At 62.1% G+C, this 22,377-nt stretch carries 21 protein-coding genes; 10 read left to right on the top strand and 11 right to left on the bottom strand.

From position 1 onward, the window contains the following. Positions 1 to 47: 47 nt before the first annotated feature. The 8 genes from ABQY64_RS11050 to ABQY64_RS11015 all read right to left on the bottom strand — a co-directional run bounded on the left by ABQY64_RS11050 (position 48) and on the right by ABQY64_RS11015 (position 8,673). Positions 48 to 362 (bottom strand): hypothetical protein, encoded by a 315-nt coding sequence (locus ABQY64_RS11050; protein ID WP_049395166.1) that lies wholly within the window; start codon positions 360 to 362, stop codon positions 48 to 50. A 28-nt stretch (positions 363 to 390) separates the two neighbouring features. After that, complete coding sequence (locus tag ABQY64_RS11045) at positions 391 to 2,727, bottom strand: heavy metal translocating P-type ATPase (RefSeq protein ID WP_374151364.1); 2,337 nt, start codon at positions 2,725 to 2,727, stop codon at positions 391 to 393. Between the two features lie 130 nt (positions 2,728 to 2,857). Beyond that, a complete protein-coding gene (locus ABQY64_RS11040; RefSeq protein WP_102254474.1) occupies positions 2,858 to 3,400 on the bottom strand; it encodes a DUF411 domain-containing protein in 543 nt (180 codons plus the stop codon). A 70-nt stretch (positions 3,401 to 3,470) separates the two neighbouring features. Beyond that, the gene (locus tag ABQY64_RS11035; RefSeq protein ID WP_238408530.1) at positions 3,471 to 4,313 is read right to left on the bottom strand and encodes a cytochrome c; all 843 of its coding nucleotides are present in this window, start codon (positions 4,311 to 4,313) and stop codon (positions 3,471 to 3,473) included. 12 nt (positions 4,314 to 4,325) lie between these two features. Continuing rightward, positions 4,326 to 5,750, bottom strand: a complete 1,425-nt coding sequence (locus ABQY64_RS11030) for a copper resistance protein B (RefSeq protein ID WP_257999053.1) — start codon at positions 5,748 to 5,750, stop codon at positions 4,326 to 4,328. Next, on the bottom strand, positions 5,747 to 7,615 hold the full coding sequence (locus ABQY64_RS11025) for a copper resistance system multicopper oxidase (RefSeq protein ID WP_102254395.1): 1,869 nt from the start codon (positions 7,613 to 7,615) through the stop codon (positions 5,747 to 5,749). Before ABQY64_RS11025 ends, ABQY64_RS11030 begins: the two co-directional genes overlap by 4 nt. 113 nt (positions 7,616 to 7,728) lie before the next feature. Beyond that, a complete protein-coding gene (copL, locus tag ABQY64_RS11020; protein WP_102254396.1) occupies positions 7,729 to 8,148 on the bottom strand; it encodes a transcriptional regulator CopL in 420 nt (139 codons plus the stop codon). 174 nt (positions 8,149 to 8,322) lie between these two features. Next, positions 8,323 to 8,673 (bottom strand): helix-turn-helix domain-containing protein, encoded by a 351-nt coding sequence (locus tag ABQY64_RS11015; RefSeq protein ID WP_005996633.1) that lies wholly within the window; start codon positions 8,671 to 8,673, stop codon positions 8,323 to 8,325. A gap of 120 nt (positions 8,674 to 8,793) precedes the next feature. Between ABQY64_RS11015 and ABQY64_RS11010 the strand changes: the two genes are divergently transcribed. Continuing rightward, on the top strand, positions 8,794 to 9,552 hold the full coding sequence (locus ABQY64_RS11010) for a hypothetical protein (RefSeq protein ID WP_229008876.1): 759 nt from the start codon (positions 8,794 to 8,796) through the stop codon (positions 9,550 to 9,552). 20 nt (positions 9,553 to 9,572) lie between these two features. On the opposite strand, the gene ABQY64_RS11005 is transcribed toward ABQY64_RS11010, so the two are convergent. Further along, entirely contained in the window at positions 9,573 to 10,625 is a 1,053-nt protein-coding gene (locus tag ABQY64_RS11005; RefSeq protein WP_102254398.1) for a DNA-binding protein, read from the bottom strand. Positions 10,626 to 10,955: 330 nt separating this feature from the next. Here ABQY64_RS11005 and ABQY64_RS11000 point away from each other — a divergent pair, with 330 nt between their 5' ends. From ABQY64_RS11000 to ABQY64_RS10980, 5 genes are read left to right on the top strand one after another with little or no spacing between them, the layout of a single operon-like run. After that, positions 10,956 to 11,303, top strand: coding sequence for a helix-turn-helix transcriptional regulator (locus tag ABQY64_RS11000; protein ID WP_102254399.1), 348 nt, complete (start codon positions 10,956 to 10,958; stop codon positions 11,301 to 11,303). Beyond that, positions 11,300 to 11,830 (top strand): arsenate reductase ArsC, encoded by a 531-nt coding sequence (locus ABQY64_RS10995; RefSeq protein WP_102254400.1) that lies wholly within the window; start codon positions 11,300 to 11,302, stop codon positions 11,828 to 11,830. Before ABQY64_RS11000 ends, ABQY64_RS10995 begins: the two co-directional genes overlap by 4 nt. 10 nt (positions 11,831 to 11,840) lie before the next feature. After that, positions 11,841 to 12,254, top strand: coding sequence for an arsenate reductase (glutaredoxin) (arsC, locus tag ABQY64_RS10990; protein WP_102254401.1), 414 nt, complete (start codon positions 11,841 to 11,843; stop codon positions 12,252 to 12,254). Then, entirely contained in the window at positions 12,251 to 12,976 is a 726-nt protein-coding gene (gene arsH / locus ABQY64_RS10985) for an arsenical resistance protein ArsH (protein WP_102254402.1), read from the top strand. Before arsC ends, arsH begins: the two co-directional genes overlap by 4 nt. A gap of 19 nt (positions 12,977 to 12,995) precedes the next feature. Further along, complete coding sequence (locus tag ABQY64_RS10980) at positions 12,996 to 14,300, top strand: arsenic transporter (protein ID WP_102254403.1); 1,305 nt, start codon at positions 12,996 to 12,998, stop codon at positions 14,298 to 14,300. A 30-nt stretch (positions 14,301 to 14,330) separates the two neighbouring features. On the opposite strand, the gene ABQY64_RS10975 is transcribed toward ABQY64_RS10980, so the two are convergent. Beyond that, positions 14,331 to 14,609: a hypothetical protein gene (locus ABQY64_RS10975; protein WP_102254404.1), complete on the bottom strand. Its 279-nt coding sequence runs from the start codon at positions 14,607 to 14,609 to the stop codon at positions 14,331 to 14,333. 97 nt (positions 14,610 to 14,706) lie between these two features. On the opposite strand from ABQY64_RS10975, the gene ABQY64_RS10970 reads away from it, so the two are divergent. From ABQY64_RS10970 to ABQY64_RS10960, 3 genes are read left to right on the top strand one after another with little or no spacing between them, the layout of a single operon-like run. After that, the gene (locus ABQY64_RS10970; RefSeq protein WP_102254405.1) at positions 14,707 to 15,120 is read left to right on the top strand and encodes a helix-turn-helix domain-containing protein; all 414 of its coding nucleotides are present in this window, start codon (positions 14,707 to 14,709) and stop codon (positions 15,118 to 15,120) included. Next, the gene (locus tag ABQY64_RS10965; RefSeq protein ID WP_102254406.1) at positions 15,117 to 16,388 is read left to right on the top strand and encodes a site-specific integrase; all 1,272 of its coding nucleotides are present in this window, start codon (positions 15,117 to 15,119) and stop codon (positions 16,386 to 16,388) included. The genes ABQY64_RS10970 and ABQY64_RS10965 overlap by 4 nt, the downstream gene beginning before the upstream one ends. 23 nt (positions 16,389 to 16,411) lie before the next feature. Next, entirely contained in the window at positions 16,412 to 19,405 is a 2,994-nt protein-coding gene (locus ABQY64_RS10960) for a Tn3 family transposase (protein WP_102254407.1), read from the top strand. 95 nt (positions 19,406 to 19,500) lie between these two features. Here ABQY64_RS10960 and ABQY64_RS10955 read toward each other — a convergent pair whose 3' ends face one another. Continuing rightward, the gene (locus ABQY64_RS10955; protein WP_349780595.1) at positions 19,501 to 21,000 is read right to left on the bottom strand and encodes a hypothetical protein; all 1,500 of its coding nucleotides are present in this window, start codon (positions 20,998 to 21,000) and stop codon (positions 19,501 to 19,503) included. Between the two features lie 200 nt (positions 21,001 to 21,200). On the opposite strand from ABQY64_RS10955, the gene ABQY64_RS10950 reads away from it, so the two are divergent. Next, positions 21,201 to 22,163: an IS1595 family transposase gene (locus ABQY64_RS10950; RefSeq protein WP_104573766.1), complete on the top strand. Its 963-nt coding sequence runs from the start codon at positions 21,201 to 21,203 to the stop codon at positions 22,161 to 22,163. The last annotated feature ends 214 nt before the right edge of the window (positions 22,164 to 22,377 follow it).

Raw genomic sequence — 22,377 nt, 5'->3', positions numbered from 1 at the left:
TCGCCGAATCCCGGGGGCCAAGGAACCAGCCCCCGGGGAGATAGCAGTTACATACCCTTGCCGGCAGCGAATTCCTGCGGGCTCAGCTTGCCGTCCTTGTTGCCATCAAGCATGCCGAAGTGCGGCGCGAGCTTGTGCTTGGCCAGTTCTTCCTTGGACAGCGCGCCATCCTTGTTGGTATCGAGCTTGGTGAAATCGGCATCGGCCGCGGCCGGCTTGTGCTGACCATGCTCCTGCTTCTTGTGGTCCATCGGCTTGTGCTGACCGTGGTCGGTGGTGGGTGTGGTGGTCTGGCCGCCGGCGAAGGCCGCGCCCGCCATCAGAAACAGGGCCATCATCGAGAGGGAGGCATAACGCTTCATTGCAGTACTCCTTGTGGGATATGAGCCATCAGTGACAGGAATGGCCGCGCGCAGGCTCATCAGCGCGGTCAGGGTGGGAGGTGGCAACAACGGTGGAGCCGGACAAACGCAAGGCATTGGTGACCACCGAAACCGAGCTCAGGCTCATGGCCAGGGCCGCCATCATCGGACTGAGCAAAAGGCCCAAGCTGGGATACAGCAGGCCGGCGGCGATAGGCACGCCGATGGCGTTGTAGACGAAGGCGAAGCCCAGGTTCTGCTTCATGTTGGCCACCGTCGAAGACGAGATGGCACGGGCTTGCACGATGCGCCTCAGATCACCCTTGACCAGGGTGAGCTGGGCGCTGGACATGGCCACATCCGTGCCCGTCCCCATCGCGATGCCCACATCGGCTGCCGCCAGGGCCGGCGCATCGTTGATGCCGTCGCCAGCCATGGCCACACGACGACCCTGAGCTTTGAGTTGCTGGACCAGTTCGGCCTTGTCCTGAGGTTTGACGCCGCCACGCACATCCTCGATGCCCAGCGTGCGCCCCACGGCCTCGGCCGTCGCCTGTGCGTCACCAGAGGCCATCACCACGTGCAGGCCATCGGCACGTAGCAGGTTCAAGGCAGGCAAGGTCGTGGCTTTGATGGGATCTGCTACCGCAATGGCGCCGGCCAATCGTCCATTGACCGCCAGGAACATCACGCTGGCGCCTTCCTTGCGCAGACGCTCGGCGCTGCTCTGCAAGGGCGCAACATCAGCCCCTACCGACGCCATCAAGCTTTGGTTGCCAAGCACGACATCCTGATCGGACACGCGCCCGCGAACGCCTTGACCGGTGAGCGAATCAAAATCTTGGGCGGCCACCAGGATCAAGCCACGTCGCTGGGCTTCAGCCACGATGGCCTCGGCCAAGGGGTGCTCACTGCCCTGCTCCAAGCTGCCAGCCAAGCTGAGGATCTGGTCAGCATCGAAGCCGGCGTAGGAGAGCGTGTCGCGAAAGGCTGGACGCCCCTCGGTCAACGTACCGGTCTTGTCCACGATCAACGTGTCGATCAGACGTAGCTGTTCGATCGCCTGAGCATCGCGGAACAGGACCCCGACCTGTGCAGCGCGGCCGGTGGCGACCATGATCGACATGGGGGTAGCCAAACCCAGGGCACACGGGCACGCAATGATCAGAACCGATACGGCATTGAGGACGGCAAAGGTCCAGGACGGTTCGGGTCCAAACAGACCCCATCCGAAGAACGTGAGCACCGCCGTGGCCAGCACGGCCAGGACAAACCAGTACGCCACCTTGTCCGCCATACGCTGCATCGGCGCGCGGGAGCGCTGGGCTTGGGCTACCAACTGCACAATCTGCGCCAGTACCGTCCCGGATCCGACTTTGTCCGCCCGGATGACCAAGGCGCCCGTCCCGTTGAGCGTGGCGCCTATAACGTGATCACCGACAGCCTTCTCCACCGGAATGGGTTCACCGGTCAGCATCGACTCATCGACACTGGTGCGGCCTTCGATGACTTCCCCATCGACCGGCACCTTCTCGCCCGGTCGTACGCGAAGCAGATCACCCACGTGCACGTGATCCAGCGCAACGTCCTCTTCGCCCCCATCGGGTTTGACGCGGCGAGCCGTCTTGGGCGCCAATCCCAGCAGGGACTTGATGGCCGCCGAGGTTTTGGAACGCGCCCGCAGTTCCAGCAGCTGTCCGAGCAGGGTGAGCGAGACGATGACCGCTGCCGCCTCGAAGTAGACCCCTACCCGTCCATGCTCGCGGAAAGAGTCCGGAAACAGGCCCGGTGCCACGGTGGCCACCACGCTGTAGCCAAACGCGGCGGCCACGCCGATGCCGATCAGCGTCCACATGTTGGGGCTGCGATTGCCGATGGACTGTAGGCAGCGCTCAAAGAAAGGCCACGCCGCCCAGAGCACCACCGGGGCGCTCAACACGAGCTCAATCCAGGTGCGTGCCTGCGTGGACAAGCCGGGCAGACGATGTCCCAGCATGGCCAAGACCAGGACGATCAACGTCAAAGGCAACGTCCACCAGAAGCGTCGGGTGAAATCGCGTAACTCTGGATTGTCGTCCTCCTCTAGCGAGGGCATCTCCGGCTCCAGCGCCATGCCGCAGATCGGACAGGTGCCGGGACCTGGCTGACGAATCTGCGGATGCATCGGGCAGGTGTAGACCGTGGCGTGGGTACCGCTGGGTTGGGCCACCGCTGCTGGGGCGGTCACTTCAACTTGCTGGGGAGCATCGTCCGTATAGCGGACGGGATTGGTGATGAACCGCTCTCGGCATTTGGCTGAGCAGAAGTGATACTTCGTTCCGCCATGCAGGGCGTGGTACGGCGTTCTAGCCGCAGAGACCTGCATACCGCATACCGGATCACGCACCGAGTCTGGACCATCGCTGGCACCCTGCGGCATCGCCTTGCCGGCTTCATCGTGGGAATGAGGGGACATGGATCACTCTGGTCTGGAAGAAGGGATCGCGAGCAAACTGTCAGCTGCGTTGACCGTGCAGGACGTAAGGCTGCGTGGTGCCGTCGGGCAGTACAAATTCCACCGTATAGGGTTGAACACGTCCGTCGGGCATCTCCATACCAGGAGAACCGGCGGGCATCCCCGGTAGCACTAATCCACGGCCTACCGGGCGCTCACGAAGCAGGCGCAGGATGTCCTGCACCGGCACATGACCTTCGACGATGTAGCCATCGATCTCGGCGGTATGGCACGAGCCGCGTCCATAAGGAACGCCCAAGCGTGCCTTGATCGGGTTGAGGTCTTCGCTGTTGTGCACCTCAACCGTAAAACCTGCTTTCTCCAGATGCTCCACCCACAGTTGGCAGCAACCGCAGGTCGCACTCTTATGTACTTTGACCAACGGCAACGGACGCTGCGGTTGAGCGACCTGCTGCGCAGCCGACGTTGTCGGAGATTGGGCGGCCGATGCCGCCTCTGTACTGACAGCCGATTCGGGGCGCGCGCATGCGGTCAGCGACAAGGCCGTGGTCAGCAGAAAGAGACAGCTGCGAGAAGTATTCATCATGCGTCCTCAAGAGATGCCCGAGCGCCGAGGCGCTCGGGCGTGGAGCCGGGGCAGCTCCATGAAGGGATCAATGCTGGTGGTCGTGGCCGTCATCGGCCTTGGGAGCTGGCTCGGCTGATTTGGCTGGCATGGAGGAGTGCTGATCGTGCTCAGCTTCGGATGTGGCCTGCGCGGGTTGCTTGGCTGGCTCGGCCGCATGCACGTGCGTCTTGCCGTCAGCATGCACGTGCGTGGTGCCTTCCTTAGCTTTGCTCATGTCCATGTCCATGCCACCGGCTTGATGACCCTGGTCATGGCCATCACCCATCTCTGCTCCATCACCGCTGCCATGGTGATCTGCACCCGCTTCCTCGCCGTGCGAGTGCCCGCCGGTCTCACCACCGCCGTGTGAATGACCATCACTGCTGGCCACCAACGCCTGGTAGCCGGCCTTGTCCAGCGTGGGCAGCTTCTGCAGGAAGGCCGACATGTTCCAGATGAACTCATCGTCCATGCTGCCGCCCCACGCGGGCATGCCGCTGGCCTTGATGCCGTGCTTGATCACCCAGAACGCCTCAGCTGGAGCGACCGACTGTTTGCTTAGGTTCGGTGGCGCGGGGTACAGGCCCTTGCTCATCTCGGTGGCCGCCGCCTCTGGCGAAAGATGGCAGGTCACGCACATGGCGTTGTAGTTGCCCGCACCCTGGCGGATACGCTCAGGATCATCCAGGTTCGTGGGCACCTGAAGCTTGGCGGCGCGCACCTCAATGGAACGCTCGCGCGCCGTTTCAAGTAGCGCATACACCGGGCGACTATGCGGATCGTCGGCGGCCACGTTGTACACGCCCAGAGAGACCGTGGCAGTTGCCGCGACCGCAACCAATCCCACGCCGGCACCGAGCCATACCCACATCTTCTTGTTGGATTTCATTGTCAGTTCCCCTTAGAACCAGGTACGAAGGCCGATGACCAAGCGCGTGTCTTCAAAGGACTCGCCATGCTCGCGTCGCATGTCTGCGGTATTGCCAAACGCGCGCTCGTACACCACGCCGATGTAGGGAGCGAACTTTCGGGTGAACTCATAACGAAGTCGTAGCCCCGCCTCAGCGGTACTCAGACCCGAACCTATCCCGCGCAATGGATCGTTCTTGCCATAGGCGGTGACTTCCACCAGCGGCTGCAAGATCAGCCGGTTGGTTAGCAGCAATTCGTACTCGGCCTCGACATTGGCGGCCGTCTGGCCCCCTTCGCCGAGATAGGCTGTGGCGGACACTTCGAACTTCATCGGCGCCAAGCCCTGTACACCGATAGCGGCGAAGTTCTGCGATGCCCCAGGCTTGAAGTCATGACGCACACCGGCCACCACATCCCACCACGTGGAGATACTGCGGCCGTAAAGCACTTCCAGATCAGCCGACTCGGTCCGACCATCCGTGCGTTCGCCTTCACTGCGGAGCCAGACGCGATTGAGGTCCGTACCGATCCAGCCTTGGCCCTCCCAGCCAAACCCGGTGCCCGGATCGGCATCCCAGGTTTCCAGGCGATTGAGCAGCACATAGCTCTTGATCGAGTTGTCATGCACCGGATGCGCGTGTTCCGGCGCGATGGCCGCCTTGCGATCCGCGTCCGTCACCGCGGGTATCGGGGTGCGCGGCTGCGTTGGCGCTGCAGGCCCGTGTCCCATCTGACTGTGGTCCATGCCCTCCATCGATTGCATTCCCGCTTCTGGTGTAGCGGACGCGGGCGAATCATGGCCCATCTGCGAATGGTCCATCCCCTGCATCGCAGGCGTGGCCGTGCCGGAGGTGTCGGCCGCCGCGGGCTGTGCCATCTGACTGTGATCCATGCCCTGCATCGACTGTGTCTGCGCTTTGGGCGTTGCGGGCGTGCTCGGAGGCGCGCCGTGCCCCATCTTGGAATGGTCCATCCCCTGCATCGCAGGCGTGGCCGTACCAGAGGTGTCGGCTGCAGCGGGCTGTGCCATCTGACTGTGATCCATGCCCTGCATCGACTGCGCCTGTGCTGTGGGCGCCGCAGGTGTGCTCGCGGGCGAGCCGTGCCCCATCTGCGAATGGTCCATGCCCTGCATGGCAGGCTCGGCTGCTTTAGCCGGCGGCGCGGCGTGGCCCATCGCCGCATGATCGATCGTCGCTTCGCTCTTCTTGGCCGGTGTTGCAGGCTTTTTGGCTGGCGCAGGTTTTGATGTCGGCGCCTGATGTGCAGAGTGATCCTGAGTCTGGGTCTGCGCGCCCTGCTCCATCGGCATGGAGCCGTGCTGCATGGATTGGGCGCTGGCGGCATTGGCCAGGGCCAGCGAGATAGCCAGCGTCAGCGCAGTCAGGGTGGTATCGCGTCTATTGATGTTCATTCGTCGACCCTCACCGTGCGCATCATTCCGGCTTCCATGTGATAAAGCAGGTGGCAATGGAACGCCCAGCTGCCCAACGCATCGGCACGCACGCGATACGTGCGTCGGCTACCCGGCGGCATATCCACCGTGTGCTTGCGCACCATGAAGTTGCCGTTGTCGTCCTCCACGTCACTCCACATGCCGTGCAAATGGATGGGATGGGTCATCATCGTGTCGTTAACCAACACGATGCGCATACGCTCGCCGTAGTTCAGCCGCAGCGGCTCGACATCGGAAAACTTCTGACCGTTGAAGCCCCAGGAGAATTTCTCCATGTGTCCGGTCAGATGCAGCTCGATCTCGCGACCGGGGTCGCGTCCGTCAGGGTCTTCAAAGGTGCTCTTGAGCATGGAATACGTCAGTACATGACGGTCGTTATCGCGCAGGCCATTACCCGGATCATCCAAGCGCGAACTCACGCTCATGGCCTGGTTGTCCAACAGGGGATTGTTGGTCTCGCTTGCAGGGTGTGATTGCATGCCCCCGTGCTGCATGCCTGCCACGGCACCATCGCCGGCGGCGGGCATCGCATGGCCTGCATGGGCCGAGGTCGCGTTACCGCTGGCAGGTGGGGTCATGCCAGGCATGCCCATGGCCGCACCACAGCCGCCTTCCATGCCCTTGCTGCCGCCAGACATATCCATCGATCCATGATCCATGCCCATGTCTGCCATCGTCAGCAGCGGCCGGGGATCCACAGACGGAACGGGGGCGCGTAATCCTTCGCGCACGGCGAGCGTGCCGCTGACGTAGCCGGTGCGACCGGAGTCTTGGGCAAAGATGGTGAATGCGTCCTGCCCGGAGGGCTCCACGATCACATCGAAGGTTTCTGCTACCGCGATGCGGAACTCGTCGACGGAAACCGGATGGACATACAAGCCATCTGCCGCCACCACCGTCATCTTCAGCCCCGGAATACGCACATCGAAGTACGTCATGGCAGAGCCATTGATGAAACGCAGGCGCACCTTCTCGCCACTGCGGAACAAACCGGTCCAGTTGCCCAGCGAGGTCGTACCGTTCATCAGGTAGGTGTAGGTGTTGGCGTTGACGTCGGACAGATCCGTGGGCGTCATCCGCATCACGCCCCACATCTTGCGATCTTCCAACGTGGCCGACAGGCCGTTGCGCTTCACATCGCGCGCAAAATCGCCGACCGTGCGCTTGTAGTAATTGTCATGGCCCGGCATCTTCTTCAAACGATCGAACAGGGCCGTCGGGTCCAGGTCTGTCCAATCGCTCAGCATCACGACGTAGTCGCGATCGAAGCTGAAGGGCTCCGGCTCCAACGGGTCGATGACGATCGGGCCATAGAGCCCGGCTTGTTCCTGGAACCCTGAGTGGCTGTGGTACCAGTAGGTGCCGCCCTGATGCAGGGTGAACCGGTAGTGGTAGGTCTCACCACGTCCGATACCGTCAAAGCTCAGGCCCGGCACGCCGTCCATGTTGGCCGGCAAAATGATGCCGTGCCAATGGATGGAGGTGTCCGCGCCATGGAGGGAGTTAGCGGGCAATGCATTGGAGACACGCAGGTTGACCGTGGTGCCTTCCCGCCACCGCAGCAACGGCGCCGGAACGGACCCGTTGACCGTGATCGCGGTGCGGGTCTTGCCGGTGAAGTTCATCGGCGTCTCGCCAATGGTCAGGTCAAACTCGGTGCCCGATAGTACGTTGGGTTGTCCCGGGCCCTTGAGCGCCCAACTGGCTTTGGGCCAGAAACCTAATCCTGCGACTGCGCCTCCCAAGGCCAAGCCCTGGACAAATCGCCGCCGCGAAGGCAGCAGCGGTCCACCGTGTGGACCACGAAAATCATCATGCGACATGAAAATGCTCCAAGCGTCGTGTTGCCACCGGCGGGCGGTGGTACAGAGCGGGCGGCTGGCCTAAACAGGCATGCAAGCCACACCAACGGCGCCATTGCGGCGCCTAGGGACGCTTAGCCGATCGGTGGTCGGATCAGATGAGGCAAGGCAGGTGCCGCATGCCCGAGGGGCAGCGGCATGACATCCAGGCCCAAGGCCAGTTGCACCGAAACATGCAGGCGCGCAGGAAGTGCGCTCGCGCACGCGTGTACGCAGGCGCACCGGCACGCAGAAGACTTGCAACAGTCGGGACCGGCATGGTCGCCATGCCCCGTGCCAGCCTTTTCAATCGATGTGGCATCGGGATGATGCTCAGCACTGTGATGGGCGACGCAGTCTTCGTCGACTTGCACCGCGGCAGCCACTTCGCTGGCCTGCTCTTCCATGACCGGGTTCATACTGACCGAGGCAAACGCCGACCACGCGCCGTTAAGCACGAGCATGGCGATCAGGAACAGTCGCAGTAGAAGTGAGGAGGCTGACACGGGCGACATTGTAAATCACTTTAGACAAGGCGCGCGTGTATCGGTCGTGAACAAAATCTCAAGCAGGCCTGAGATGCCGCGACTTCTCAGTCGCACAAGCCACGGCCACTGCGACTCCCTCCAGGAGCGCCCAAAAGGCGGGTTGAGGCGAAGAGTTGCCCTTGTGGTGAGCGCTTGTTCGGTTTACTTCTCGGGTGTGGCCTCGATCAGCTTCACCAACTCGCGCTTCTGCTGCTTGCTTAGCGAGCCCCAGCGCAGGAGCAGCTTGGCCAGCAGATCATCGTCGGTGTAGAGGAAGGCGGCGGGGATCCCCAACGCTTGAGCCAACCGCTCAGCAGTCTCCAGCTTGGGCTCGTGCTTGCCACGCTCGTACTGGTTGATTCGGGGGCTGGCCACGTGAGGATCCAGACCGGCCCGGATGCCCAACTCCTTCTGCGACAAACCCGTGTGCAGGCGGGCTTGTTTGAGGCGTCGAGCGAAGGTCGGTGTTGAGTCGACGGACAAAGTCACGCGCGCACCCCATGGAGACCCCATAAGGATGGCGGATGTACCCTGCCTTGCATACTAAGATATTCTTAGCCTTGAGGCAACCGGCGACACCGGTAGCGCCGCCACCGCCAGGAGCCACGCCGCTCCCTCATCCCCGGAAACCGCATGCCCGGAACCTCGTCAATGACGCCATCTGGGGTCGCCAGCATCGAGGAGTTGGGCCTTCGTGGCACCCTTTTCCTAGCCGCACTGTTAGCCGCGCAGCTACGACGCATACCGGTGGCGCCCACACGCCGCTCCACCTTGCTGGTGCTGGACGCGCTGCGAGACCTGGCCTTGATCCAAGTTCCATGGCCAGCGGATCGATGGCAGATCCGCCCCGATGCCGAGGTCACGCCCATCGAAGATCTGCAATGGGCTTTCGCCTGGTCTACCCACGAGCGCAGGCACCTGCTCCCGGTGCTGGAAGACCAACTCGGCGATATGGCACACGATGTAGACCTGGCGGACGCGAAACTGGAGCTGTGGGATGAACTTGCACTCTGGGAGACCGAGCAGTTTCTGGAGCAGCAATTGCTCAAACATCACTTCGACCCAGGCTGGGCACGTGATGTGGGGTTCGTCTTTCAATCCGGGCCGCCGGGCTTGCCGATCGCGCGGTGGCGTTACTGTTGCTGGGCGGCGGTACGCCAAGGTGCCTCGGTGGCGATGCGTCTTGGCGTGCACGACAGCGCCCATGTGCGGGAAGCCATCTTTCAGGAGGTCCAGAAGCGCCTGCGCTACCTGATGACCAGTTCGCCCGAGCAAGGCATGTTCAAGCCCTATCAGTTGGCACCGGAGTCCTCAGTAGCCAAACTGTTTGTAGAGTGGGTTGTCCCTATGGAATGGGCGTACTGGACAGGTGAGCGCCACCCCAGCCGCTAGCAGACAAACGAGCAGCCTCGTTAGTCGGCTCCTCCATCCTGCGTACGGCCGCGCCGAGTTTTCTTCACCGCATTTTGTGCCGGCGTCAGTTGATTCAGTAGGGGCTCTAGCGCTTCAAGACGTGCGTTGGCACGCAAGGCATCGGCTTCAGCGCTCTCGCGGCGCTCGCGCTCCCGCGCAAGCGCGTCTTGGACTTGAGCTAGCTCGCTGCGCAGGGCATCCAAGGCCTTGGCGTCAGTCTTCCAACGCTCCTGCAGTGCCAAATGATCCGTCGCGGTCTGGCGCAACGCCACGACCTCGCTGTGTTGGCCTTCGTGGGCCTGTCGCAACTGGGCAAGCTCACGCTCAATCCGCCCGTGGCGCTCCAGCCATTGACCATTGTCGCGGTTCAGCACCAACAGCTCCTGATTCTTCGCGCCTAAGGCTTCATTGGCCTGACGTAAGGCTACTTGCAGCTCTTGGACCTGATGCTCGTGGCGGCGCAGCTCTTGCTCGCGCTGCTCTTTGGTGGAAGTGCGGTAGTGCTCCAGTGCTTCCCGGGCATGAGCATGCTTGTCCTCCAGAGAACGCGCATGCGCCTCGTGATCAGCCAGCCGCACCGTCATGCCGGCGATGCGCTCGTTCAACTGGGCGATTTCCGCGACCTTCTCACCCATATTGTGCTGAAGCAGGGCGTGAGCGGCTTGCTCTTGCTGCAAGCTGGTCTCAGTGCGCTGCAGTTGGCTGCCCAGAGCAGCGGCTTCCTGCTGGGCGGTGGAAAGCGCTTGTTGCTGACGCTGAAGTTCGGCCCCATGGCGCTCTCGCTCCCTGGTGAGGATCGCCTCCGCTTCCTCTTGAAGTCGCGTAGCCAGGCGCGCGACCAAGTCCTGCAAGGCTTCACTCACGGCCACCGCGCGTGCCGGACCGCCGCCCTCCTCTTCTTCCAGTTCACGCAAATAGCGGTGGATCGTGGTCTTGGAGCCCGTGTTGCCCAAGGCCACTCGCACCGCGTCGACTGACGGCTTCTTGCCTTGGGCCAGCAGCGCGTCGCGCGCCTTCTGGACGTCACTCTTATAGAGTCCTGCGCGCGCCATCGTGCCACCCCGCTTTATTTCGTAACGTATTACATACCATGTAATTACATACGTTTAAAGTAGGTAGACCGCCGTTCGTCGGTGCAAATAGTCATACGGGATAATATTGAATTATCCCGCGTAAGGGGCCTTGTGACCCTTCCCGGCTCCAAAAACAGTACGAAACCCGCAATGGGTGGGCGATCGCTGGGCAGTACCGCTCAGAGGAAAGAGGTTAACTGACGGCGCGGGCACGCTCCGCCACTGAATCGCTGAAGCAACGCATGACCTGATCGCTGCCGAATTGATCTCAATTATTGAATTCTACAAGGATGCTTGTAGGATAGGCGCATGAAAGATGATTCCGCTGTCTCCGCCCTCTCTGCCCTCGCACACGCCGATCGTCTGGCCGCGTTCCGGATGCTCGTTCGCGCTGGCCCCAACGGTATGCCCTCAGGGGAAATCGCGGAGCGGCTTTCGATCCCGCCAACGCGCATGAGCTTCCATCTTGCGACCTTGGAGCGCGCGAGCCTGCTGCGCTCCTGGCGCGACGGGCGGCGTGTCCTATACGCCGCGAGCTACGAGGACATGCGTCAGCTTCTGGCTTTCCTCACCGAGGACTGCTGCTCCGGGAATCCGGAGATCTGCGGCGCCCTCTTCAACTCCATCACCCCTTGCACCGCGGAGACCTGCGCATGAGCCTTCCTCAGCCCTTCAACGTTCTGTTCCTGTGTACCGGCAATTCCGCCCGGTCGATCCTGGCCGAAAGCGTCCTTCGCAAGCTCGGCGATGGCCGCTTCAATGCGTTCTCGGCCGGCAGCCATCCCAAGGGTGAGGTTCACCCGCTGGCGATCGAGACGCTGCGTCAGGCCGACTACCCGATCGAGGGGCTGCGATCCAAGGCTTGGGACGAGTTCGGCGTGCCGGATGCCCCGCGCATGGATTTCGTGTTCACCGTCTGCGATCAAGCCGCCGGCGAGGCCTGCCCGTTTTGGCCAGGACAGCCGGTCACCGGGCACTGGGGCATCGAGGACCCTAGCCACGAAACGCGCGGGGACATGTGGCAGCGCGCCGCTTTCCGGCAGGCGCTGGTGTACATGGAGAACCGCATCAAGGCGTTCGTCGCGCTACCGATCCACACGCTGTCGCGGGCGACCTTGACGGCGCAGGTAGGCGAAATCGGGCAGTTCGAAGGCGCCACGTCGCCCCGACCCGACGTGGCTTGAGGCGATCATCATGACGCTGACGATCTACCATAACCCGGCTTGCGGCACGTCCCGAAACACCCTGGAGATGATGCGCCAGTCCGGCGAAAACCCTGAGGTCATCGAATACCTGCAGACGCCGCCGGCGCGCGCGAAGCTGGTCGAGTTGATCGCCGCGATGGGCATCGCGCCTCGCGATCTCTTGCGCCAGAAGGGAACGCCCTACGCGGAGCTGGGCTTGGACAATCCCGCGCTCACGGACGAGCAGCTGGTGGACGCGATGATGGCGCACCCCATCCTCATCAACCGTCCCATCGTCGTTTCCGACCGGGGCGTGGCGCTGTGCCGGCCATCCGAGAAGGTGCTTGCGCTGCTGGACAGCCCAGTCGCCTCCTTCACCAAGGAAGACGGCGAGACCGTGACGACAGGCGGAGCATCAACGTGATCGATCGCATTGCCATGGATCTACCGAGCATCGACCTGACGCAACTCACGCCGATCGACGTCGACGCACTGGCGGCGCCCGGCGATCCAAGACACCCGCCCCGCATCCTCATCCTCTATGGTTCGCTGCGGGAGCGCTCCTATTCCCGGCTGCTGGCCGAGGAAGCTGGCCGGCTGCTGCGCTGGTATGGCTGCGACGTGCGGATCTTCGATCCGCACGACTTGCCGCTGCCCGACGGAGCCGCGCCGGATCATCCGAAGGTGAGCGAGCTACGCGAACTCGCTTATTGGTCGGAAGGCATGGTCTGGGTCAGCCCGGAACGCCACGGCGCCATGACCGGGATCATGAAGGCGCAGATCGACTGGATACCTCTGGCCGACGGTGCCAAGCGCCCGACGCAAGGCAAGACCCTGGCGGTGATGCAGGTCTCCGGCGGCTCGCAAAGCTTCAACGCGGTGAACCAGCTGCGCGTGCTCGGCCGGTGGATGCGCATGGTCACGATCCCGAACCAATCGTCCGTGGCCAAGGCGTTCCAGGAATTCGATGAGGCGGGACGCATGAAGCCGTCGGCCTATTACCAGCGGGTCGCCGACGTCTGCGAGGAGCTGGTGAAATTCACGTGGCTCGTGCGTGGCCGCTCGGCGTACCTGACCGATCGTTATTCCGAGCGCGTCGAGAACGCCGAAGAACTGTCCAAGCGTGTGAATCAGCGCTCCATCTAACTAACCTGCGGAGCGCTGCATGCTTGCCCTCGCGATCTTCATCGTCACCCTTGTGTTCGTCATCTGGCAGCCGCGCGGACTCGGCATAGGCTGGTCGGCCATGGCCGGCGCCGCGGTGGCTCTGGCCACCGGCGTCGTCGGGTGGAACGACGTCGGCACGGTGTGGGGGATTGTCTGGGATGCGACGTTCACCTTCGTCGCACTCATCATCATCTCGCTCATCCTGGACGCGGCCGGCTTCTTCGCATGGGCGGCGCTGCATGTGGCCCGCTGGGGTGGAGGCAATGGTCGGAAGCTCTTTCCGCTGATTGTCCTGCTCGGCGCCGCGATCGCGGCAGTGTTCGCCAACGACGGCGCGGCGCTTCTGCTGACGCCGATCGTCCTGGCCATCCTGTTGCGCTTGAATTTCCCGCCCGCCGGGGCGCTGGCGTTCACCGTGGCCTGTGGCTTCATCGCTGACACTGCAAGCCTGCCGCTCGTGGTCTCGAACCTGGTCAACATCGTCACGGCGAACTTCTTTGACGTACCGTTCGGGCGCTACGCAGCGGTCATGGTGCCGGTGAATCTGGTATCCGTCGCGGCGACATTGATCGTCCTGTGGCTCTGGTTCCGGCGCGACATTCCCCGCACCTATCCGGTCCACGATCTCGAAGCGCCGCGCCAGGCGATCCGCGATACGGCGGTTTTCCGCGCCGCCTTGCCCCTTCTCGCATTGCTGCTCGTCGCCTACTTCGTGACCGGACCGCTTGGCGTACCCATCGCCTTGGTGACAGGTGCGGCCGCACTGGTATTGATGGCGATTGCGGGCCGCTGGGCGACAGGCGGCCGAGGCGCCACCATGGCCCTGACCAAGATCCTGCGCGACGCGCCCTGGCAGATCGTGCTGTTTTCGGTCGGCATGTACTTGGTGGTCTACGGTCTGGGCAATGCCTGGCTGACCGGCGCGGCGAGCGCTGTCCTGGAGTGGCTGGCAGCGCAGGGCACCTTCGTGGCCACGGTTGGCACTGGCTTCGCGGTGGCCGCGCTTGCCTCGGTCATGAACAACATGCCGGCCACGCTGGTCGGCGCGCTTGCCATCGACGGGGCCAACGTTCCCGCCGCCACCCGCGAACTGATGATCTATGCCAACGTCGTGGGCAACGACCTTGGTCCCAAGCTCACGCCGATCGGCTCGCTCGCGACCCTGCTGTGGCTGCACGTCCTTGCCGGCAAGGGTCAGCGGATCACGTGGGGCCAGTACATGAAGGTGGGGCTCACACTCACGCCGCCCGTCCTGCTGGCCACGCTCATCGCGCTCTGGATCTGGTTGCCGCTCGCGCGTTGACCGCGCTGGCGCATAGAGCAGCCGCAGCGATCACATTTTCTTCAAAAGTGCCCCAATGGGCGGCGGCGACACCGGTCCCGGATCGTTGAAGCAAAGCATGACCCGATCGATGTGGAATTGGTCCGCCAGCACTTGGGCGATAACAGCGTGCACCAAGTCCAGGTCGACCGAGGGCGCAGCGACGTTGATGGTGGCCGCGATCGCACGGCCATGCTCTTTGGAAGGGATCAGGCGCAGATCGTCTACCGCTTTAACGCCCGGGCCGGTGAACATCGCTGCACGAACCCGTTCCAGATTGATGTCGTTCATGAGGTCGAGGACTCCAAGGCAGGCCGGGGCGGGTCGCTGGCATGGCAGAACCCGTGAGGGTAAAGTCCGTAGCTACTACGGAGTCAAGCGTATACGAATGAAAATCAGTGAGGCTGCCGACGCCAGCGGGTGCCACCTGGAGACGATCCGCTACTACGAGCGGATCGGTCTGCTGCCGCGCCCAGGGCGCTCGGACAACGGCTACCGGGTCTACGGCCCAGCCGATATCGAGCGCCTGCGCTTCATTGCGCGCGGTCGCGACCTAGGTTTCAGCCTGGAAGAGGTCCGCAGCTTGCTGCAACTGGCCGGCGACGAGGACCTTTCGTGCGGGGATGTGGATCGGCTGGCCCGCAGCCACCTGGCCGACGTGCGTGCCAGGATGGCAGACCTGCAGCGCATGGCCAGCGAATTGGAACGCGTGATTGCCAGCTGCCATGGCGGGCAGCGGGCTGAATGCACCATCCTGTCGACCTTGCGCCAGCCGGTCTCTGTCGAGGCCACGCACCAGTGACCGAACTGGACCGCTACCTCGAGGCGGCCACGCGCCAGAACACGGTGCGCAGCTACGCGTCGGCGCTGCGGCACTTCGAGGTCGAATGGCAAGGCCACCTCCCAGCCACACCGGATAGCGTGGCCCGGTACCTGGCCGCGTATGCGCAGACCCTGGCGGCCAGCACCCTGCGTCATCGACTGGCCGCCATTGCTTCCTGGCACCGCGACCACGGATTTGTCGATCCCACCCGGTCGCCGCTGGTGCGCAAGGTGCTCAAAGGCATCCAGACCTTGCACCCGGGCCAAGTGAAACAAGCCGCGCCGCTCCAGATTCGGCGGCTGGTCGAGCTCGATGACTGGCTGGCCGCGGCGATCGCCGCGGCACGCGCGCGGGGCGATGGTGCGGCGGCGTTACGCCACCAACGCGACCGGGCGCTGGTGCTGCTGGGGTTCTGGCGCGGCTTCCGTGGCGACGAACTGCTGCGTCTGGAAGTGGCTCATCTAACGCTGGTGCCAGGACAGGGGATGACCTGCTTCCTGCCGCGCAGCAAGGGCGATCGCCAAGCGGCCGGCGTCACGTACAAGGTGCCCGCGTTGTCGCGGTTGTGTCCGGTGGAGGCGACCCAGGGGTGGCTGCAGGCGGCCGACGTGCAAGATGGGCCGGTGTTTCGAGCGGTCAACCAGTGGGGTCAGGTGAGTGCCGAAGGACTCCATCCCAACAGTTTGGTGCGGCTGCTGCGCGATTTACTGGCCGGTGCCGGCTTTGCTGATGCGGGGCTCCACAGCAGCCATTCGTTGCGCCGCGGCTTTGCCAGCTGGGCCAACGACCAAGGCTGGGACATGAAGGCGCTGATGGAGTACGTGGGCTGGCGCGATGTGCAGTCAGCCATGCGTTACCTGGATGGGCGTGATCCGTTCGCCCGTGACCGCATTGAAGCGAGCTTGCCCAGCCCGACCGGCGCCGCGCCGGCGGTGGCGCTTCCGGCACCCGAGGGCGTACCTGCGCTGCAGCTGCTCCTACGCATGGTGCTGACGCCGTTTGCCCGCTCGGGTCGAGGCGCGGCCAAGGCACGGGGGCGAATCGAAGAGATTTGCTTGGCGCCGTTCCAGGCCGTGCGCTTGAACATGGCCAGCAGCGAGTACCGGTTGACTGTCCCCACCGATCCCGAGCGGGATCTGGATGAAATCCTGGCCACGTTGCTGGATGACATGCATCGCATGGCCGATACGCACCAGTGCTTCCTGGAAGCGTCTCTCAGTACAGACGACGGCCGGCACTGGGATTGATCCCCTCATAACCTCCGGATCCAATGGCCACCCTTCACGAGACCGCCTACCCGCGACTGAAGCCTGATCCCACTGCCAAGGAACTGGAGGAGGTCTATACCCCGACCGCCGCTGAGATTGCATTCGCCAAGCAGCTGACAACCCAGCCGGGTCCGCAATTGGCGGTACTGATCCATCTCAAGCTCTTCCAGCGCTTAGGCTACTTCACTCTGTTGGCCGAGGTGCCCGAGCGGATCCGGCAGCACATCGCCAAGGCCGCTCGTCTCGGGCGCGTATTGGCCTCCGACCAGCTCAAACGCTATGACGCATCCGGCAGCAAGCGCCGGCACATGCCGCAACTTCGGCAGTTCATCGGGGTTCGTCCCTTGGACAAATCCGGGTTGTCTTGGCTCGACACGGTGGCCACCGCCGCAGCCCAGACCAAGCACACCATCCCGGACATCGTGAACGTCCTGCTGGAAGAGCTGGTGCACCATCGCTACGAACTACCAGGCTTCCGCACTCTTGAGCTGGCAGCCATTGGGGCGCGCGAGCGAGTCAATTTGGGCTATTACCGCAGCATCAGCCACGCGCTGACGCCTGCCACGCGCACGCTCATTGACGATCTGCTGCGCGCACCGGAGGGGTCCAGGTTCACCGGCTGGCATACGCTCAAGCGCGAGCCTGGCCGACCGACCAACAAGGAGGTCAGGTTCTATCTGCAGCACATCCGTATGCTGCAGCAGTTGGCAGAGCAACTGCCTCCAATCGATGTGCCGGTCCCGAAGCTCAAGCAATTCCGTGCCATGGCGCGGGCCTACGACGCCAGCGAGTTGGCCGATTTGGGTGAGGACAAGCGCTATGCGCTCGCCACCATCTTCATCCGCGCGCAGCACGCCAAAACACTGGACGATGCCGCAGAACTGTTCATCAAGCAGGTGCGTGGACTGGAAAACACCGCACAACAAAAGCTGCTGGCCTATCAGCTCGAACATGCCAAACGGGCCGACTTCCTCATCGGCCAGCTCAAGGAGATCCTGCAGGCCTATCAGCTCGATGGCAGCGATAGCCAGCGCGTGGACGCGATCGACAACAGTTTGGAAGCGGAAGTGTCCACCTTGCTGGCCGAATGCGAAGAACATATGGCGTACGCAGGGAAAAACTACCTGCCTTTCATGCTACAGCCCTACGGCGCGGTGAGGCCGCTGCTGTTCAATGGGCTGGAGCTGATGAATCTGCGGGCGACCAGCCACGATGCCGGCATGGAGCCGTTGATCGCAGCCGTGCTATCACTGCGGAATCAACGGCGTGAGCTGATCGAGGTTGCTTCCCTCGGTTTGCACCCGGAAAAGGATTTCGATTGGATGTCCAAGCTCTGGCGTCAGCACGTGTTTGGCAAGCGGGCCAGCGCGGTAGGCGCCGGTTGGATGCACCGCAAGTACTTTGAGCTGGCCGTCCTGGTGCAGGTCAAGGACGAACTAAAGTCCGGAGATCTCTTCATTCCCAGCAGCGAGCGCTTTGACGACTACCGCGAGCAGCTGGTCGATGAGTCCACCTTGGCCCAGGAACTGGAAGCCTATGGCCAGGTGTCAGGCCTGCCTACCGACGCCGAGTCTTTCGTGGCTGGGTTGCGCGCACAACTGACCGCTTTGGCCGGCGAGGTCGACGAGCGTTTCCCCGAGAATGTGCATGCGGACATCCTGGACGGACGCCTGGTGCTGCGGAAGGGGCAGCGGGCTGAGGTTTCCAGCGCGATCGCCACCGTGGACCGACTCATCACCGAACGGCTCCCCGAGTCCAGCATCGTAGACGTGCTGATCGATGCCAGCCAATGGCTGGATCTGCACCGTTTCTTCCATCCGATCGCTGGAACCGAGAGCCAGGTCGAGGATCTGCCTCGCCGCGTGATCACCACGCTATTTTGCTATGGCTGCAACCTGGGTCCGACCCAGACGGCGCGGTCGATCAAGGGCTTCAGTCGGCGCCAGGTCGCTTGGCTCAACCTCAAATACGTGACCGAGGATGTGCTTGAGAAGGCCATCGTAGAGGTCATCAACACCTACAACAAATTCGACCTGCCGGGCTATTGGGGCAGCGGGAAGAGCGCATCAGCGGATGGCACCAAGTGGAGCGTCTACGAGGACAACCTGTTGTCCGAGTATCACATCCGCTACGGCGGCTATGGTGGCATCGGCTACTACCACGTGTCCGACAAATACGTAGCGCTGTTCAGCCACTTCATCCCCTGTGGCGTGCACGAGGGCATCTACATCCTCGATGGTCTGTTGGCCAATACCTCCGATATCCAGCCTGAGATCGTCCATGGCGACACCCAGGCCCAAAGCTACCCGGTCTTCGGCTTGGCCCACATGTTGGGCATCCAGTTGATGCCGCGCATCCGGAACATCAAGGATCTGACATTCTTCCGGCCCGAACCGGGCAGGACCTACAAAAACATCCAGGCGTTGTTCGGGGATAGCATCGACTGGCAGCTCATCGCCACCCATCTCCACGACATGCTGCGGGTGGTGATTTCGATCCGACTCGGGAAGATCACCGCGTCCTCGATCCTGCGCCGACTGGGCACCTACAGCCGGAAGAACAAGCTGTACTTCGCCTTCCGGGAGCTAGGCAAGGCCGTCAGAACGCTGTTCTTGCTGCGCTACATCGATGACAACGAGATTCGCAAAACGATCCATGCTGCAACCAACAAGAGCGAGGAGTACAACGGCTTCGTGAAATGGGTTTTCTTTGGCAGCCAGGGGATCATCGCTGAGAACGTCCAACACGAGCAGCGCAAGATCGTCAAGTACAGCCAGCTGGTGGCCAACATGATCATCCTCCACAACGTGGAAGGCATGAGCCGGACCTTGGCTGAGATGCGGAAGGAGGGGGTTGAGCTGACGCCTGAAATCCTGGCTGGTTTGTCGCCATATCGGACAAGCCACATCAATCGCTTCGGCGACTACCATCTGGACCTTGAAAGGGAAGTGGCGCCGCTGAGCTATACCGCCAAGGTGCTTGAACATCCCCCATAGACGGGGATGTTCGTGACCAGGATGAACCAATTGTCCTTGCACTTCAATTGTTTAGGTCAATTTTGGCCCCGGTCGTAATGATTCCCTGCCGACCCTCAAGTACCGACAGCACTGGCCTTGAATCGCGAAATCTCGCCGAAGGGGAGTACGGAGGGGTTCTGGGTCGCAACGGGAAAACGGCTCACCACGAAGTGCTTGATGTCGCTTAAAGCCAGTTCGTCCAAGAGCATTTGTTCACGCGCACGTTCCTTCTCAAGCGCCCGCTGATAGGCACGATCCAGGCTGCGGTTGTAGCGGACGAATTTCTTCACATCCGCCTCGATCCTATTCAGGTCCACGAGGTTATTTTTGCACTGAACGTTATAGATCACGCCGTCGAGCGTCGCAACAACGTCGAACTCTGCATGTCCAACCCTTTTAATGCCTGTAACAGTGAACCCCTGGTCCCGCAGAGCCTCCTTGACCGACCCCTCAAAGATGAACCCCGAGCGGATCTGGTAGCGGCGAACGCGATTGAGACAGGAGTTCTTCCAGTGGTTAGCAAATCGGCTAAGCAGGGTGACCGAAGTGATCAACTCACCACCGACTCGAGTAAATGGTGCATATGTGCTGGTGTTATCGACGTAGTCGCCACTCTCAACGACCATCGCCCTCTTGAGGGCATCCGAAAGCTTGTGCTCAGAGATCAATTCAGCAAAACGCCTTGGCGTCAGCTGCACGAAGTACTCGTCCACGACCATCGGCAATAAGCTACGGAAGAACGCATCCAGCTGGCCATATGTAGTTTGATCAAGATTAAACTCCGCATAAGCCGCGGCTATGTGCGCCAAATTGTTCTCCAGCTCCGCTTTGGAGAAGATTAGGCGGTGATTCACGGGCAACTTCTTAAAGCCGCTAAGGTCCACACCGGCCATTTCGGTAATGGCCGTTCGCTCAGGCTCCAAGAAGAGCGAGTCGAGGGCATTGAAGCCATGGCTTGCGGAAGCTCCTACATCGTCAACTTCCAAACTGAAGTCCGGATAGACGATCGACAGCATCAGGTTGTAGTGCATCGCCGTCGTTCCCAGGCAAGCAGTCTCTATCAAATAGAGGAACTGATTGAGGCCGTCGAGTTCGTGCAGCTGCTTTGAGCCTTGGCAAGCGCTGGGAATCGTGTGGAGAAGGGCCAGAATGTGCCGCCGACGGGACTGAAGGTACCCTATGGCCGATCCCACCGTCCTCAACTCGCTGGCACAGGGGATTCCATTCATTGCAAACGAACTTGAGATGGCCTGCAATTGCACAAGCGTCTTCAGCAAGCGCTGCGCTACCAAGCGCGAGAAACGAGAATCCAGGCTTGCTTTGATAGACGCCACGTCTTGGGCGAAGCTCCCCATGTCAAGCAGGTCAAGGCCGAGAACCTTGTACAACAGCGGTTCGCTTGCCAACTCTATGGGCAGATTGATCAGCTCCTCGATTCCGCGGTAGGTCGAGAACCAAACCTTGAAAGTGCTGTTTGGCGCAAATGGTGCCAGCGCCAAATCGATACTTTCGCGTGAAAGCGCTACAACTCGCTGGGCTTCTGCTTGCGCGGCAGCGCCGGTGAACTTCTGCATTACCATGATCCGAGTCCTTGGATAGTGCACTGAATCGTCGCACAGCGCAGTCTTGAAGTTTTTGAATATACATATGTATAGTAACGACGCTGTTAGGAATTGGCTCTGTTCCCGTTAAGTAGTGACGATCTCAGTCGGTGAACCGGCCACGCCGCAGATTGGCACCACGGCCCGAGGGTTTCGAGCCGATGGAGTCCACGATGCGAGCGCGCGAACTCAAGCAATTGATGGCCTTGACGGCCAAGCTCACCCCCGGGCAGCGAGAGCAAATGATGGCGTGGCTTGGCAGCGGTGTGGCGCTGGAGCAGACCACGTCCGTGGTTCAAGCCCATCTGTCGCAGCACCTGGGTTGTCCCAGGTGCCAGGCCGAGCGGGTGGTGCGCAACGGCCAGGCCAATGGTCTGCAGCGCTACAAGTGCCGCGGCTGCGGTGTGACATTCAACGCCCTGACTGGCACGCCCTTGGCCCGACTGCGGCACCGCGACAAATGGCTGCTGCAAGCCCAGGCCTTGGATGAAGGGCTCAGCGTGCGCAAGGCGGCGGCACGAATGGGCGTCCATCGAACCACGGCATTTCGCTGGCGCCACCGGTTCCTGACGTTGCCGCGCGAGGTCAAGGCGCAGCACCTTGATGGAGTGGCCGAGGCCGACGAGACCTATGTGCTGCGCTCGTACAAGGGCCAGCGCCGCCAACTGCTGGCCGAGCAGGCGCGCAAGCCGCGCCGTCGGGGCGGTCGGGCCGCCAAACGTGGCTTATCCGCCGAGCAAGTGCCGATTCTGGTGGTGCGCAACCGGGCTGGTCAGACCACGGACTTCGTACTGGAAGCGGCCAACAAGCTTTGCGTGACCCCGGTGCTGCAAGTGGCCCTGGCCAAGGACGCAGTGCTGTGCACCGACGGCAGCAACTTGCTGGCCACCGTGGCGCGGGAGCTGGAAATCGAGCACAACGCGGTGAACACCTTGCGTGGTGAGCACACACATGGCGCCTGGCACATCCAGAACGTCAATGCCTACCACAGCCGTTTCAAAGCCTGGATGGCGCGCTTCAAGGGAGTGGCAACGTCCTACTTGCCGAACTACCTCGGCTGGTTCCGGGCGCTCGACTGGAATGCCCAATCCGGCGCCAGCGCCGCGTCGCTGCTGGCTCTGGCCATCTCGGCGTGACGTCATCCTCAGCCAACGGGAACAGAGCCTAGGAATTTCTCCTGAGTGCTTAGCTGCCGTTTTTATTGGCTCTGCTTGGCTATAAGTCCCATAGCTGCCCCTATCTGGCAACAGCGGTTCGAAAAGTTCTCCGATGAGAATTTTGAGAACGCTACCCTTAACTCCTTGATGAGAGAAGGCTGTGGCACCACACGCCTTCTCAATTGCGGCCTTA

The organism is Xanthomonas sp. WHRI 7065 (assembly GCF_040203115.2).
GTDB classification, from domain to species: domain Bacteria; phylum Pseudomonadota; class Gammaproteobacteria; order Xanthomonadales; family Xanthomonadaceae; genus Xanthomonas; species Xanthomonas arboricola.
The sequence above is the reverse complement of the archived record's forward strand: the minus strand, read 5'-3'. Positions and strand labels throughout refer to the sequence as shown.

Bases quoted from the DNA above. Each gene is read 5' to 3' on its own strand.
- ABQY64_RS11040 (WP_102254474.1), bottom strand. From the start codon at position 3,400: ATGAATACTTCTCGCAGCTGTCTCTTTCTGCTGACCACGGCCTTGTCG.
- ABQY64_RS11000 (WP_102254399.1), top strand. From the start codon at position 10,956: ATGAAAGATGATTCCGCTGTCTCCGCCCTCTCTGCCCTCGCACACGCC.
- ABQY64_RS11025 (WP_102254395.1), bottom strand. From the start codon at position 7,615: ATGTCGCATGATGATTTTCGTGGTCCACACGGTGGACCGCTGCTGCCT.
- ABQY64_RS10975 (WP_102254404.1), bottom strand. From the start codon at position 14,609: ATGAACGACATCAATCTGGAACGGGTTCGTGCAGCGATGTTCACCGGC.
- ABQY64_RS10980 (WP_102254403.1), top strand. From the start codon at position 12,996: ATGCTTGCCCTCGCGATCTTCATCGTCACCCTTGTGTTCGTCATCTGG.
- ABQY64_RS10995 (WP_102254400.1), top strand. From the start codon at position 11,300: ATGAGCCTTCCTCAGCCCTTCAACGTTCTGTTCCTGTGTACCGGCAAT.
- ABQY64_RS11035 (WP_238408530.1), bottom strand. From the start codon at position 4,313: ATGAAATCCAACAAGAAGATGTGGGTATGGCTCGGTGCCGGCGTGGGA.
- ABQY64_RS11005 (WP_102254398.1), bottom strand. From the start codon at position 10,625: ATGGCGCGCGCAGGACTCTATAAGAGTGACGTCCAGAAGGCGCGCGAC.
- ABQY64_RS11030 (WP_257999053.1), bottom strand. From the start codon at position 5,750: ATGAACATCAATAGACGCGATACCACCCTGACTGCGCTGACGCTGGCT.
- ABQY64_RS11015 (WP_005996633.1), bottom strand. From the start codon at position 8,673: ATGGGGTCTCCATGGGGTGCGCGCGTGACTTTGTCCGTCGACTCAACA.
- ABQY64_RS11045 (WP_374151364.1), bottom strand. From the start codon at position 2,727: ATGCAGGTCTCTGCGGCTAGAACGCCGTACCACGCCCTGCATGGCGGA.
- ABQY64_RS11010 (WP_229008876.1), top strand. From the start codon at position 8,794: ATGCCCGGAACCTCGTCAATGACGCCATCTGGGGTCGCCAGCATCGAG.
- ABQY64_RS10955 (WP_349780595.1), bottom strand. From the start codon at position 21,000: ATGCAGAAGTTCACCGGCGCTGCCGCGCAAGCAGAAGCCCAGCGAGTT.
- ABQY64_RS10960 (WP_102254407.1), top strand. From the start codon at position 16,412: ATGGCCACCCTTCACGAGACCGCCTACCCGCGACTGAAGCCTGATCCC.
- arsC (WP_102254401.1), top strand. From the start codon at position 11,841: ATGACGCTGACGATCTACCATAACCCGGCTTGCGGCACGTCCCGAAAC.
- ABQY64_RS10970 (WP_102254405.1), top strand. From the start codon at position 14,707: ATGAAAATCAGTGAGGCTGCCGACGCCAGCGGGTGCCACCTGGAGACG.
- ABQY64_RS11050 (WP_049395166.1), bottom strand. From the start codon at position 362: ATGAAGCGTTATGCCTCCCTCTCGATGATGGCCCTGTTTCTGATGGCG.
- ABQY64_RS10950 (WP_104573766.1), top strand. From the start codon at position 21,201: ATGCGAGCGCGCGAACTCAAGCAATTGATGGCCTTGACGGCCAAGCTC.
- copL (WP_102254396.1), bottom strand. From the start codon at position 8,148: ATGTCGCCCGTGTCAGCCTCCTCACTTCTACTGCGACTGTTCCTGATC.